General features: G+C 68.6%; 6 protein-coding genes. 2 read left to right on the top strand and 4 right to left on the bottom strand.

Annotation, left to right across the window (positions count from 1 at the left end):
• Positions 1 to 85 precede the first annotated feature (85 nt).
• Positions 86 to 8,839, top strand: a complete 8,754-nt coding sequence (locus BJ981_RS22295; protein ID WP_184613386.1) for a DNRLRE domain-containing protein — start codon at positions 86 to 88, stop codon at positions 8,837 to 8,839.
• A gap of 531 nt (positions 8,840 to 9,370) precedes the next feature.
• Here BJ981_RS22295 and BJ981_RS22290 read toward each other — a convergent pair.
• Positions 9,371 to 10,051, bottom strand: coding sequence for a response regulator (locus BJ981_RS22290; protein ID WP_184616316.1), 681 nt, complete (start codon positions 10,049 to 10,051; stop codon positions 9,371 to 9,373).
• Positions 10,052 to 10,198: 147 nt separating this feature from the next.
• On the bottom strand, positions 10,199 to 11,641 hold the full coding sequence (locus tag BJ981_RS22285; protein WP_184613383.1) for a sensor histidine kinase: 1,443 nt from the start codon (positions 11,639 to 11,641) through the stop codon (positions 10,199 to 10,201).
• 466 nt (positions 11,642 to 12,107) lie between these two features.
• Here BJ981_RS22285 and BJ981_RS22280 point away from each other — a divergent pair, with 466 nt between their 5' ends.
• The gene (locus BJ981_RS22280) at positions 12,108 to 12,977 is read left to right on the top strand and encodes an alpha/beta hydrolase (RefSeq protein WP_204070009.1); all 870 of its coding nucleotides are present in this window, start codon (positions 12,108 to 12,110) and stop codon (positions 12,975 to 12,977) included.
• A 480-nt stretch (positions 12,978 to 13,457) separates the two neighbouring features.
• On the opposite strand, the gene nfi is transcribed toward BJ981_RS22280, so the two are convergent.
• Together nfi and BJ981_RS22270 are read right to left on the bottom strand one after the other, a co-directional pair.
• A complete protein-coding gene (nfi, locus tag BJ981_RS22275; RefSeq protein ID WP_184613381.1) occupies positions 13,458 to 14,126 on the bottom strand; it encodes a deoxyribonuclease V in 669 nt (222 codons plus the stop codon).
• A 128-nt stretch (positions 14,127 to 14,254) separates the two neighbouring features.
• The gene (locus BJ981_RS22270) at positions 14,255 to 15,148 is read right to left on the bottom strand and encodes a transglutaminase-like domain-containing protein (RefSeq protein ID WP_204070010.1); all 894 of its coding nucleotides are present in this window, start codon (positions 15,146 to 15,148) and stop codon (positions 14,255 to 14,257) included.
• Positions 15,149 to 15,536: the final 388 nt, after the last annotated feature.

Here is a 15,536-nt window from a genome sequence, read left to right as displayed (position 1 = left end):
TGGCTTCATCAGGGCGCTCATATCGTTTCCCGTCCTCCAAGAGAGCGGAGCGCCTGTGAGATCCCCCCGTAGCGATCGCCGCGGCATGCCCCGGACGACCGGGACCCCGCCCGATCCGGACCGAAAAGTCCCCACACGAGCCCCGTACCCCGGAGGCTCCCGCTCCCGAGGCCCGCGATCACGCCGTGCCCTCGCCACGGTCGTCGGCCTGACCCTGCTGGCCACCGCCGTCCCCGCCCTCCCCGCGCGGGCGGACGGTTCCGCCGCCGCGCAGGAGCCGAACGCCCTCACGCGCCTGACGAGCTGGGTGACGCAGGGCATCACCGGCCTGTTCACCGACGACCCCAAGGGCGAGGCCCGGCCGGGGCCCGGCACGATCACCCTGCCCGGCGCGCGGCCCGCGTCCCAGACCGTGCGGCCTCCGGGCAGGCGGGTCAAGGAGCTGACCGCCAAACGGACGGCCCAGGACCGCGTCTTCCAGCTCGACGACGGCCGATTACAGGTCGAGTCCTCCGCCGTGCCCGTGCACTACCGCGACAAGGCCGGCACGTGGCAGCCCATCGACACCCGGCTCCAGGCCGTCGGCGACCAGGGCTTCCGGTTCGGCAACGACAGGACCGGCTTCTCCTCCCGCTTCGGCGAGGACACCGCCGCCCTGACGAGGATCGCCGCCGGCGACCGGAGCCTGACCCTCGGCGTGGCCGGGCAGGCCCGGCGCGTCACCCCCGAGGTCAAGGGATCGGTGGTCACATACAGGAACGTCTGGGACGGCGCCGACCTGGTCTACAAGCTCACCCCCGGCGGGGTGAAGGAGTACCTGGTGCTGGCCAAGCCCCCGGCCGCCGGCGCGTCCTACACCTTCACCGTGAAGACCGGCGGCGTCCGCGCCCAGCCCCGCCCGGACGGCTCGGTCGCCTTCGTGGCCGACGGCGCCGACCGCCCGGCGTTCACGATCCCCAAGCCGTTCATGCTGGACGCGCGGCCGGACACGACCTCGCCGTACGGGAGGCGGTACTCCGACGCCGTCACCCAGACCGTCGCCCAGAAGGACGCCGAGGCGACGATCACGCTGACCCCGGACGCCGGCTGGCTGGCCGCCCCCGACCGCAAGTGGCCGGTGGTGATCGACCCGACGATCCGCATCCAGCCCGCGGAAGCCGGCGGGTTCGACACCTACGTGAACTCGGCCGCCAAGACCACCAACTACGACTCCTCCTGGAAGCTCCCGGTCGGCAAGATCTCCGCGGCCGGCGTCAACCGCGCCCTGCTGTACTTCAACATCACCAATGACGAGGTGCCGATCGGCGCCCACGTCGACTCGGCGCGGCTGGAGACCTACTTCGACCAGGCTCTCGGCGAGGCGGGCCCCGTGACCATCGAGGCGCGTGAGATCACCTCGCCCTGGGACTCCTGGGAGGTGAACTGGAACACCCAGCCCTCGTTCTCCCCCACGGTGGCCGCGACGGTGACCCGCCAGCCGGGCGAGCTGTCGCGCCGGCACTCCTTCGACGTGACCGGCATGGTCAACGGCTGGATGTCCAGCATCGAGGCGCCGATGTACGGCCTGATGCTCAAGGCCGCGGACGAGACCGCCACCGGCAAGATCGCCGGCCCGGTGTACGAGTCGGCCGAGGACGTGTACGGCGGCGACGGGATGACCGGCGAGACCGCCAACATCCCCAGGCTGGTGATCACCTACGGCGACCCGGGCGTGACCCTGAAGCCGGTGACCACCGCGACCGCGACCGGCGCGTCGCTGTCCTGGACGCCGTACGCCGACCCGACCCCCGGCGACCCGTCCGACGACGTCGAGGAGTACCAGGTCCACCGGGAGTGCCCGTCGGGCTGCCAGGTGCCCTCCGCCGACGGAGTCGTGGACACGCTGGTCGCGCCGCTCTCCCCGGACACCACCTCCTACACCGACACCACCGGCGGCGGCGACCCCGAGGCGATCGCCGACCCGTCGTACGTGCACGAGGCCACGTACTGGATCGTGGTGAAGCTGCGGAACGGGCAGGAGATCGTCTCGCAGTCCCAGCGGGTGATCCTCCCCCGCCCCGGCCTGATCTCCAAGATCCTCTACGGTGGCGCGGACACCACGCTGTCGTCCGGGGAGCCCGCCGCCGGGCACGACACGGTGTCCGGGCAGAAGTGGCTCCAGGTCGGCAACACCGCGACCACGCTGGCCAACACCCGCGCGGTGGTGAGGTTCGACGACTACACCACCGAGATCCCCGCGGACGCGCAGATCAGCGAGGCGACGCTGTCGCTGTGGGCCGTCAACACCGGCGGGTCCGGCGCGACGTTCAACGCCCACAAGCTGACCAGGCCGTTCACCGAGGCCGCCACCTGGGCCACGTCCGACGGCACCGCGAACTGGACCACCGCGGGCGGCGACTTCGAGACCACCGCCCTCGGGTCGGTGAGCGGGGTGAACGCCCAGCCGCAGTGGCGCAAGTGGAACGTCACCGCCGCCGCCAAGTCCTGGACGGCCACCCCGGCGTCCAACAACGGCCTGCTGGTGAAGGTCGCCAACGAGGCCGGAACCGCCAAGCAGTCGGCCCAGTTCCTCGCCACCGAGGCCGAGGGCGAGAGCGTGCTGCGCCCGAGGCTGCGGGTCACCTACCTGGAGAAGACCTCCGAGTCGTCGGCGTACTACGCGCCCGGCACCCCTGAGCTGGTCGAGGCGGGCGCGACCGACACCGTGACGGTCACCGTCACCAACACCACGACCCAGACGTGGCCGGCCGCGACCACCGCGCTGTCGTACTTCTGGAAGCGGCCCGACGGCACCGACCTGACCACCGCCGACAACCAGATCATGACCGAGCTGCCGTACGACCTGGCCCCCGGTGAGACGGCCGCGGTGGCCGCGGAGATCAAGGCCCCGGCCGCCACCGGCGACGACAACGGCGCCGAGGCGGTCGACCTGGTCTGGGACGTGCGGGACACGGTCGCAGGCACCTGGAAGTCCACCACCCACGGGCTGCCCCGCTTCCCGCAGCGCACCCGCGTCGTGTGGCCGACCTCCGACTTCCTGGGCTCGGAGAAGTTCTACTCCTACACCGGCAAGAACACCGGCGCCGGGTCCACCGCGCTGGTCAACACCCACACCGGGAACCTGGTGTGGAACTACAACGCCTTCTCCAATCCCTCGCGCGGGCCGCAGACCTTCGTCCGCACCACCTACAACTCGCTGGACACCACGGCGTCGTCGATGGGGTACGGGTGGTCGCTGCAGACCTCCACCCTGCAACGGCTCGGCTCGCCGCTCACCTTCGGCCCGCGCGGCGACCGGTGGCCCTCGCAGGTCAAGCTGACCGACGGGGACGGCACCACGCACGTGTGGACGCTGGACACCCACGGGCAGAGCTCGCGAAACTGCACGCCCGCGACCTGCGACTACGCCAACCCGCGCGGCGTCCACCTGTACCTGCAGCGCGTCGCCGACCCGAACAACCCCAGCCGGATCTCCGGCGACGCCAAGCGCCAGTGGGTGTTCACCAACCCCGGCCGCACGCGGTTCTTCTTCGACAACGAGGGCTACCAGACGGCCGTCGCCGACGCCAACGGCAACACGATGTCGTTCGCGTACGAGCGCCGCAACTCGTGCAACAAGCCCACCAAGCTGCTGAAGTACATCACCGACGCGGCAGGGAGGCGCACGCTGACCCTGGACTACTACGTCAAGGGCCAGCCGTACACCTACATCGACGACACCACCGGCAACGAGGTCACCGCGAGCCGGCTGTCCAACTCGCACCTCATCGACAACGTCGCCTCGCTGACCGACATCGCCGGGCGCAAGGTCGTCTTCCTCTACACGCTCAAGGGGCAGATGGCCAAGCTGGTGGACGGCTCCGGCGACCCGGCGGCGAAGAAGTTCAAATTCGGCTACGACGCCGCCTGGGGCAACAAGAACGTCAAGCTGGTCAAGGTCACCGATCCGCGCGGACATGAGACCTCGCTGAGCTACTCGCTGTCGCCGTTCAAGTGGCGGGTACGGGAGCTGACCGACCGGCTGTCGGGCGTCACCCGCTTCGACTACCTGAGCGGCCCGCAGTCCGGCTCGATCCGCACGACCGTCACAGACCCGCTGGGCAACCAGACCCGGTACGCGCTGGACGGCTACGGCCGGCCTGAGTCGGTCACCAACGCCAAGCAGGAGACCACGAGTCTGCAGTGGGATGGCGACCACAACGTCACTCGGCTCACCGAGGCCAACGGCGCCTACGCGACGTGGATTTACGACCAGAAGACGGGCTACCCGCTGGAGCTGAGGGACGCCGAGGCCAACGCCAACGGCACCCCGGCCACCACGCTGACGTACCAGACCTACCTCAACGGCCACGTCGCCGACCTGACCGGCAAGACCAGCCCCGAAGGCCGGGCCTGGAAGTTCGGCTACGACACCGTGGGCAACCTCAAGACCGTCACCGACCCGCTCGGCGTCGCGTCCCCGGCGGCCGACGACTACACGACCCGGTACGACTACGACGGCCTCGGGCAGCTGCTGAAGTCGACCGACGCCAACGGCAACGCCACGCAGTACGGCGGCTACCACGCCACCGGCTACCCGGCCAAGATCACCGACGCGTACGGCAACGTCACCACGACGTCCTACGACGCGCGCGGCGACGTGCTGTCCGTCACCGACGCGCTGGGCAAGAAGACCACCCAGGCGTACGACGTGTTCAAGCGGCCCGGCGAGAACAAGGTCCCCAAGGACCAGGCGGCGGGCGTCTTCATCACCACGCCGGCCCCCGTCTACGACCCCAACGACAACGTCACCACGGTCACCGCCCCCAACGGCGCGGTGTCCACGGCGGTGTACGACAAGGCCGACCAGCTCGTCGAGTCACTGCTGCCCAAGGACACCCCGGCCGGGGAGGAGCGCAGGACGTCGTACCGGTACGACCTGGCGGGCAATCTGACCCTCGAACGGCAGCCCAAGGGCAACCTCACCCCCGGCGCGCCCGACGACTTCACCACCACCTACTCCTACGACCCGATCTACCAGCTCACCGACATCATCGACGCCGAGCAGCACAAGATCACGTACACGTACGACACCGTCGGCAACACCGTCAAGGTCGTCGACCCGCGCAAGAACGCCACCGCGGACCCGGCCGACTACGCCGTCCAGTACACCTTCGACCGCAACCACCGGGTGACCTACGTCAAGGACGCCGCCGGGAACCAGACGGCGACCGACTACGACCTGGACGGCCTCGTCGAGGGCCAGACCGACCAGGAGGGCAACAAGACCCTCATCGGCCTGGACAAGCGCGGCGACGTCGTGGAAGCCAAGGTCCCGCACTCCTCGACCGACGGCGTGGTGAAGTACACCACGACCCGGTTCGTCTACGACCAGGTCGGCAACCGCACCAAGGTCATCACCCCGCGCGGCGTGGAGACCACCGACGACCCGGACGACTTCGTCTCCGAGACCAAGTACGACAAGCTCAACCGGAAGATCGAGGACGTCTACCCGTACGACCGGGACGACCCCACGTACAACACGCCGGACTCGGTCAAATACGTCTACGACGCGGTCTCACGTCTGAAGGAGATCTCGCAGCCGCCCTCGCACGGGCAGACCGTGCGCAACGTCACCTCGATGACGTACTGGGACAACGGCTGGTCCAAGACCACCACCGACCCGTGGGACATCTCCACCAGCTACGACTACAACGAGCTCGGCCTGCAGACCAACCGCACCGTCACCAGCGCGGGAGGTTCTTCGCAGCGGGCCCTGACGTGGTCGTACTTCCCTGACGGCAAGCTCAGGACCCACGCCGACAACGGCACCCCGCTCGACGTCGAGGTGGTCCTGGCGGACAACTCCGACACCGGGCAGACGGTGGCCACCGGCACGTGGTCCACGGGCGGCGCCGCTCTGGCCGCCGGTCCCGTCACCGGCCGCGCCTTCACCGGCTACGACTACGTGACCGCCCCGGCCGGGACCGGTTCGCGGAGCTTCACCTGGAACCTGACCATCCCCAGCGCGGGCGAGTACAAGACGTACGTCCGCTACCCCGCCGGGGCGACGGCCGCCGACGCCCCGTACACCGTCAAGCACGACGGCGGCCAGACCACCGTCAAGGTCGACCAGACCAAGAAGGCCGGTGACTGGGTCGAACTCGGCACCTACGCCTTCGCCGAGGGCGGCGGCCAGTCGGTCACCCTGACCGACAAGGCCGGCGGCACCGTGGCCGCCGACAGCGTCAAGCTGGTCCGCCACATCCGCGGTCTCGCCGACACCGAGCAGAAGGACTTCGTCTACTCCTACGACCCCAACGCCAACCTCACCCAGATCATCGACAACTCCGCCACCGCGAAGATCGACACCTGGGACGTCACCTACACGGGTCTCAACCAGGTCCAGAAGATCGTCGAGAAGCTCGACTCGGTCGTCAAGAACACGACGACGTACGACTACAACGAGAACAGCGCGCCCATGAAGCGCACCCACGACAAGACGATCGCCACTTACGCCTACGACGTGCGCGACCTGGTCAGCACCGTCACCAACGCCAAGTCGGCCACCGACACCAGCCCGAAGACGACCCGCTACACCTACACGCCGCGCGCCGAACGGTTGAAGGAGACCAAGGCCAACGGCAACACGGTCGACTACGACTACTTCCTCGACGGCCTGTTACGCCACTCCCTGGAGAAGAAGCCCGGCGGCACCGTCGTCGCCGAACACACCCTCAACTACCAGAGCAACCTGAACCGCTCCCGCGACCAGGCCAAACTCCAGAACGCCGACAACCCCGGCTCCTACCTGGAACACGTCTACGACTACACCTACGACCCGCGCGACCGCGTCGCCAAAACCGTCAAAACCCCGGCCGCCGGCGGAACCCCCGAAACCGAAACCTACAAACACGACGCCAACAGCAACGTCTACGACCAAACGGTCAAGAACGACCGCACCCAGTTCACCTTCGACCGCAACCGCCTGCTCACCTCCGCGGTCGGCAGCGCGACATCGACCTACACCTACGACCCCTCCGGCCGCCTCCGCCAGATAACCGGCGGCGGCAGAACCCTCGAGAAGTACACCTACGACGGCTTCGACCACATCAGCCGCCACGACAAACTCAACTCCGACGGCGCCACCAGCACGGTCACCAAGTACACCTACGACCCCCTCGACCGCACCGCTAGCAAAACCGAAAAAGACGGCACCGCCACCGCCAAGACCACGACCTACTCCTACCTGGGCCTCTCCGACGACGTCCTCGACGAGGAGGTGGCCGGCAAAGTCACCAAGTCCTTCCAGTACAGCCCCTTCGGCGAACGCCTCTCCCAGGTAAAGATCAAGCCCGACAACACCGAAGAGTCCTCGTACTACGGCTACAACCCCCACACCGACGTCGAGCAGATCACCTCAGAGTCCGGCGACACCCGCGCCACTTACGGCTACACGGCGTACGGCACCAACGACGACAAGCTGTTCACCGGCGTAGACAAGCCCGACCCAGCGGACCCGACCGCCAAGGACGAATACAACCCCTACCGCTTCAATGCAAAGCGCTGGGACAACTCCACCGCCACCTACGACATGGGCTTCCGCGACTACAGCCCGAGCCTGAACCGCTTCCTGACCCTCGATAGCTACAACGACGCTCTGGCGGACCTGGACCTGAACCTCGATCCCTGGACCGCCAACCGTTACGCGTTCACCGGCGGAAATCCCATCGACAAAATCGAGATCGATGGTCATCGTGTCGACACTGGCACACCCGAGTCCGACAAGACGTTCTCCGAGACCCATCACGCGAACGGCAAGAAGAAGAGCGCCACCTGGATAAAGCGTGAGCGGGAACTGGCGGCCGAAACACAACGGAGGCGGAACGAAGCCGAACGGGCCCTCAAGAAGGCCAGCGCACCAGAAGATACTGCCCAGAGAAATGCGCCAGGTTTCAACGAAAGCATTTATTGCAGCGGCGAAACCACGCACCTCTGCGATGCGGCAAAGGAAATCGATGCACGCCTGAACCAGAACGGCGTCACACCACTGGAGGGCTTCGGCCAGGGACCCATGCATGGCTGGGAGATCCCCATCGGCCGTACGCCCCGCCGAGGAGTTCCATGGCGCCCATGTAAAAACAGCTTCGCGCCCAGCACCGAAGTGCTGATGGCTGACGGCAGCCGTAAACCGATCGAGGATGTCAAGGTCGGCGACGAGGTGCTTGCGGCCGATCCCGAAACTGGCGAGAGCGGTAGGTATAAGGTCACCGCACTGCATCGCAACAAAGACACGGAAATGGCCGACGTCACCGTCCGCACGAAAGACGGCCGCGAGGCCACCATTCACACCACTCAAGAGCATCCCTTCTGGGAAGCCAACAGCGGCGCGTGGACCGACGCGGCGGACCTTGACCCCGGAGATGCCGTCGAGTCGCCGAACGGTAGCACCGCCTTGGTCGTCAAGGTTCACCGCTTCACCAGCACTCGGTACATGCACAACCTCACCATTGCCGATCTGCACACCTACTATGTACTGGCGGGCGCGACTCCGGTCCTCGTCCACAACAGCGGCTGCTTCTTCGACACCACTGCAGGCGAAGCAGTTAATTTCCTGAAGCCAACTCAGAAAACGCGAACCTGGGAGCAGGAGGCAGCGCTTACAAATCTTTCCAATGAAGATCTGCTCAAGGCGATCCAGGATCCGGCAGACGGCGATGAGATTCTCGTGCTACGCGACGGCCGTCAACTGGGCGGCCATCACCGTATTGATGAGCTTAGGCGCCGGATACTAAACGGAACAATCGACCCGAAGACACCAGTTCGACTCAAGTGGTATAACGCGGACGAGGACGGTTAGAGACGGAAATGACGCCAGACGGGCCACGGATTCGCCGCCAGACGAAAGTACGTTGGAGCGACGATGATTTCACCGTACGTACCATCACGGTAGACCACCTGGTTCAGATACAGCGCGATGACGCGGCGCACGGATGGAGTCGGCGGTGGTCATCCGAGGAAGAACTAGTACGGCAGACATCCCCGGACCGTGAAATGTTTCTCTGCCCGCTCTTCAGAAATGGCGGCCCCGCTGACTCACCCGAGTCTTACCGTTGCTGGCTTTGGTTCACGCTAGAGCAAGAGCCGAGCCGCAAAGGGGTAACCCTTCTAGACGTCGGAAAGGCGCTTTATGAGACCCTTCCTGAGGTGTCTGAGCCGGGCGACTTGAAAAGAGTCATCGCCGCCATGTTCGGTGGCATTACCGCAGGATGCCAGTTCGAGTCTATTTGGTGAAGCACGCAGCCCCGGATAGAACGATAATTTCGAAGATGCGCTAGCAACCTGATAGCCCCGCCGTGATTCCGGCGGGGCTATCAGGTTCGATTGCTGTTCAGTGATGTGGGGAGACGAGGCCGGCGTCGTAGGCGGTGATTACCAGGTGGACTCGGTCGCGGGCGTTCAGTTTGGTGAGGAGGCGGGTTACGTAGGTTTTGACGGTGGCGACGCTGATGTACAGGTCGCCGGCTATTTCGTGGTTGGAGAGGCCGCGGCCTACGAGGGTGAGGACTTCGCGTTCGCGGTCGGTGATGCCGTCGAGGGGGCGGCCGGGTGGGGTCGCCGGGGGGCGTTCGGCGAAGGCTTCGATCAGGCGGCGGGTGACGCTGGGGGCGATCAAGGCGTCGCCGGCGGCCACGACGCGGATCGCGGCGAGGATGTCCTCCAGGGCCATGTCCTTGACGAGGAAGCCGGAGGCGCCAGCGCGGAGGGCGCCGTAGACGTAATCGTCGTCGTCGAAGGTGGTCAGGACGATGACGCGGGCGTCGGTGGGGCCGCTGGTGATCTGCCTGGTGGCGGCTATGCCGTCCATGCCGGGCATGCGGATGTCCATCACGACGATGTCGGGGCGGGTCCGCTCGGTGAGTTCGACGGCCTCCGTACCGGTGCCGGCCTCGCCGACGACATCGAGGTCCGGGACATCGGCGATGACCATGCGCAGGGCCGCCCGGACCAGCGGTTGGTCATCGACGAGAAGGACGCGCACGGTCGTCGGACTCGCTTCGGTTTTAAGCATCGGACCTCCACCGCCGCCGGTCACCGGAGCCCCCCACGGCCTCCGGCCACCGCGCCTCCATCGCTACCGGCCACCACCGCACCGTTGCCACTATCGGTCACCCGAGCCACCCGCGGCCATCGGTCACCGCGTCTCCGCCGCGATCGGTCATCGGACTCCTGCCGGTGCGGGGAGGCTGGCCGTTACCCGGAAGCCGCCTTGGGGGCAGGGGCCTGCGGAGAACTCGCCGCGTAGCAGGGTGACGCGCTCGCGCATTCCGACCAGGCCGTAGCCGTGATCCGGCGGTTCGTTCCCCGCTGCGGACGGTGCCGTGTCACCGGCGTGCCATCCGGGCCCGTGCGTGGCCGCATCAGGCGCTGTGTGCCCGTTCGGGGAGAGGGGGGTGTCGGGGGCGTCGTTGTGGACGTCGATGGAGAGGTCTTCGGGGTGGTAGGCGATGGACACCAGGCAGGTTCGGGTGCGGGCGTGGCGGATGACGTTGGTGAGCGCCTCTTGGATGATGCGATAGGCGGATATGTCGATCTCGGGAGGTAGTGGACGTCGTTCGCCATGCCACCGGACGTCGACGCGGACGCCGGCATCGGTCGTCGTCGCGATGAGGCGTGCGACCTCCGCGAGGCCGGGGGCCGGGGAGAGGGGCGCGGTCAGGCGTTCCACAGATCGCGGGTCGGTCTGGCCGAGCGGCGGTCTGGCTGGCGTCTGGTAGGTCCGGCCCAGCGGCAACATGGCTGATGTCTGGTCAGTCCGGCCCAGCGGCGACATGGCTGATGTCTGGTCGGTCCGGCCGAGCGTGGACGCCACTGGTTCGCGGTCGGTCTGGCGGAGGGCGCCGACCATGCGCCGGAGGCCGGCCAGGGCATCGCGACCGACGGTTTCGATCTCGCCGAGTGCCTCGCGTACCCGGGCCGGCTGCGTGTCGATGACCCGGCGTGCCGCGCCCGCTTGCAGGGCGATGATGCCGATGCTGTGCGCGACCATGTCGTGCAGTTCGCGGGCGATGCGGAGGCGCTCGCCGGTGACGGCCTGGGCCGCGGCCTGGGCGCTCAGCCGCTGGGCGTACTCACGGGCCTGGCGCATCGAGTCGCCGGCGAGCCAGGCGATGACGGCGGTCAGCGCGACGGCCAGTTCGGCGGAGGTGCCGATGGTCCAGCCGAGCAGCAGTCGTACGGTCACGTAGCAGACGAGCGTGGTGAGAGCGACGGTCACGGCGAAGACGCCGGTCCGGCGGGAGCGGGTGGCCGCGATGAAGTACAGCACGACGTCCACCGCCAGGAACTGGGCCATGGGGATCTCTCCCACGCCGAGCGAGAGCGTCGCGACGGCGGAGGCGGTCAGCGTCAGGGCGAGCGCCGGGAGCGGGCGGCGTCGTAGCAGGACCGCGCCCGCCAGCGCGAGGGCTGTCGCCAGCGCCAGATACGACAGGCCGTCCCACCGGTAGACCAGATGTCCGGGGCGGATGGCGGGCTCCTCCTCGCCGGGCAGCCTGACGCGCATGAGGAAGGTCAACACGGCGCCCGCGCACCAGGCGAGCGCCGCCCAGGCGCCCGGCGGCACACGCTTCAGCAAGGGAAGCTGCGGGGTGACGTGCATGAATGCATCGTAGGGATGCGGATTCCCGTCCGGCATCAGACCACGGTCGTACATCCGTGGCGTACCGGCGGGCCGGTGATTGCAGGCGACGGTCCGATGCGCCGGACGGCCGCCGCGCGACACTGTCGGTCAGGTGACCGGTACGAAGCAACCGCCCGAGATCGATGGCCGCGCCCGCGCAGGCGCCGGCCGCCCTGGCCGCTCCCTGTCGGCCGGACGTCCGTCAGGCGGATGGCCATTATGGGCCCGGCGCGCGAGGGCACGGCGTCTCTCGCAACTCTGCGTGAAGCGGCTGGGCACAGAGCAGCTCAGCGTGGCCCGGCTTGTCACGGCGCGTCTCAGCGGGGCCCGGTTCAGCACAGCGCGGCTCAGCGTGACCTGGCTCAGCACGGCGCGGCTCGGGCTGGTACGGCTTGTTGGTGGGCGGTTGGGGCGGGTGTTGTTGGGTGGGGTTGTGGTGGCGTCGGTGGCGGTGCCGTTGTCGGGGGCCGCGCGGGCGGCGGGTGTGCGGGCGCCGGAGCCGGTCGCGGTGTCGCCGTTGCGGGCCGCGAGCCCGGCGGCGCTGGCCGAGCGGTACGCCGCCAGCCGGACGTCCATCCGGGCGGCGGAGCGCGTGGCGGCCGGGGACGGTAACCGGTGGCGGGCCTCGATGCTACGGGGCATGGCGGATCCCGCGCGGACGTTCCTGTCGTTCGACGGGCGTGACGGGGGCCGGGCCGTCGAGGTCTTCGGTGATCTGTCGCGGGCCGAGCGGATCGCCGTGATCGTCCCAGGGGCGGATACCAATCTCGACAAGTACGGACTTCTGCGGGGCGGGTCGCTGCGGCTGCGGGCGCGGCTCGGTGACCGGTCCGCCGTCATCGCGTGGCTGGGGTACCGCACACCGAGCACGGTGAGCCTCCCGGCGATGACCGTCGGGCGTGCGGACGAGGCGGCGCCCGGCTTACGGGATTTCATCCGTGAGTTGACGGAGGCCAAGCCGGCGGCGCGGATCTCCTTGCTGTGCCACTCCTACGGGTCCGTCGTCTGTGCCCGGGCCGCCGACAGACTCGACGTCGCCGACATCGTCCTGTACGCCAGCGCCGGCGTCGGGGTGGACGACGTGGCCGCGCTGCGCACCCGGGCGACCGTCTGGGCCGGACGGAGCCGCGGCGACTGGGTCGGAGGCGTGCCGCACACGCGGCTTCCCCTGCCATTCGTCACGGTCGGGTTCGGCGCCGACCCGGTCTCCCCCGAGTTCGGCGCGAGGGTGTTCGCCACGGGAAACGGCGGCCACAGCGATTACCTGAGACCCGGTGCGGCCCTGGAGAACATCGCCCGGATCGTCTCCGGTTAGATCCCGCCGTAAGCACCGCATGAATGGACACGTCCCGAAGCACCACATGGGTAGCACGAATGAGCACGACCGAACCGCCACACGGGTCGGCCTGGGCCTCAGCTGCTTGCCCGACGCACCGATCCGGGCCGCCGCTCCAACGGCGGCGCCGGTGTCTCGGCCGAACACCTGGCCGATCCGCACGGCCACTGGCTCGCCAGATCCCTCTTCGAGGAATGGCTCCGCCTCCGCTCCACCGGCCGTCATGACCGTTGATCGGGGCCTCCTGGGCACTGGTCAGCACGAAGTTCGAGGAGGTCTCAATGTCGTAGATGTCGAGGCCACGTGTTGGACGGGCGCACCGCCCTTGGGGCAGGTATCGGAGATCATCGGATCGGTCTCTGCGTGGTCGATCTCGACCTTGGCTGGCGGGCTGGTCCTGCTGCTCAGAGGGCAGGGGCAGTGGCCGCTTCCCTGAGCGCACCGGGGCATCGTCCGGTCTCAGAGGCCGTGGCGCGAGAGGTGGTCGGCGTGGCGGAGGGGGTCAGGGACGCGGTATTTCGGGGTGAGGGTGAGGATGTGGTGGCAGGCGGTGTCCAGGGTCATGCGGTGGCCTTGGGAGATGAAGATGGGTTTGACGTCCTGCCTGGTGCGTAGGGCTCTGCCGAGGATCTCGTCGTCGTCCTTGATGGGGGACCATGCGCCGCGGGACGGGGCAGGCATCTCGTAGGCGCCGATGAACGGGGTCTTGGCGACGCCGATGGTGGGCAGGTCGGTGAGGACGCCGAGGTGGCAGGCCAGGCCGAACCGGTACGGGTGCGCGACGCCGTAGCCGTCGCAGAGGAGGAGGTCCGGTGTCGTCTGGAGCTTCTCCAGAGCGTCCACGAGGGACGGCAGCTCGCGGAAGGCGAAGAGGCCGGGGACGTAGGGGAAGCGCACCCGGCCGGAGACGGTGACGCGCTCGACTACCTCCAGCGTCGAGGCGCGGAGCACGGCCACGGCGGCCGTCAGGTGGTCGCCGTCGGGCGCGTACCCGACGTCCAGGCCCGCGACGAGTTCCACGTCGCGCGGGCCGGGGTCGGTGAGGTCGGCCAGAGGACGCAGGCGCTCCTGCACGGCCCTGGCCTCGGGGATCGTCGCGGGCCAGTCGTGAAGTCTCCGGACGCGCACCCGTGGAGCATAACGAGATCGCCCCGCCGAACCACCTCCGGCGTCGAACCGGGACACCACGAGACGTCCACCGTCGGCGTCGGCAGTCCCCCGCGAGGCCGTCCGTGTCGGTGGTCACCGGCGTGGCGTCACAGTGCCTCGTCGCGGGACAGGATCGCGTTGTAGACGATCGGGGGGACGAACAGGCGGTCGTCGTCGTGGTAGAAGGCGCGCAGTTCGGCGAAGGTGGAGTCGGGGGCGCGGGTGAGGGTGGCGAGGCGGTCGAAGAGGGGGAGCAGTTCGTCCTTGATGGGGGTGTGGGGGTCGGGCATGGCGCCCCAGACGTCCCATGGGAGGAGTTCGACGCTGAGCAGGGCGGCGGCGTCGCGCATCAGGTTGCCGGCGATCCACCAGTCGCCCGCCTCGTCGATCGTGGACAGTCCGAACCGGGCCGGGTCGAGCGCGCCGGCGCGACACTGGAGCCAGGCGTCGCCGGCGGTGAGGAAGCGGTCGCGGGGGACGTCGGCGACGTCGAAGTCGATGGGGAACATGCCGAGCTGGAGATCGTCGATCTGCGGGTCGACGAGGACCCATCGCCGCTGCCCGGAGTTCCAGTACTCGCAGACCCAGTGGTCCTCGAACGCGCCGGTGCCGAAGTAGGAGCCGAAGCCGCAGCGCGCCCGTGCCGGGACTCCCCTGGCGCGCAGCATGGCGACCATCAGGACGGCGAAGTGGCGGCAGTTGCCCGCGACGCGGGTGGCGGGCGGCCGGGCGATGGCGAGGGGGCGGTCGTCGCGGGCGACGATCTCGTCCAGCAGAAGTTCCACCGGGCGGATGTGGACGGTGGCGCGGTCCTCGCCGGACAGCTCGACCCCGTACATCGGAGCGATGTGCTCGTGCACGAGCAGGCCGTGCCCGACGGCGGCCAGCCCGGCGATGTCACGGGGCGACATGGCGTCGAGCAGCGGCTTGTGGCGGCCGACCGACGTCATCACGCCCGGCATCGCGTGGAACGTGGACGTGTCCTGCTCGTGGACCTGCATCCTTCACCTCGGGTGTGGGAGAGACATGGGAGAGGAGAGACGTCGGCCGGGGGTGCCGCGGTGATCCGTCGCCGCCGGCGAGTCTGCCAGACGGCTCCGACATTTTCGGTGGACGGATTCACGACGGCCTCACCGACGGCACAAGGGATGGAGGGGGCGGCCCCACTGAGGGCATAGGGGACGCGGCCTCATTGAGGAGGGCGCGGGGGGCGCGGGGCGGTGGGCGGCACAGGAGGGGGCCGCACGGCGAGCGGCACGGGGTCCGCGAGGGCGGGATAGAGGTCCGCGCGGTGGGTGGCGTAGAGGGTCGCGCCGTGGGTTGCGCCGTGGGTGGCCTAGAGGGTTGCGCAGTGTGAGTGGCGTAGAGGGTTACGCCCTGGGTGGCGTG

Source organism: Sphaerisporangium krabiense (genome assembly GCF_014200435.1).
GTDB lineage: Bacteria > Actinomycetota > Actinomycetes > Streptosporangiales > Streptosporangiaceae > Sphaerisporangium > Sphaerisporangium krabiense.
This window is presented reverse-complemented; position numbering and strand designations above follow the sequence as displayed.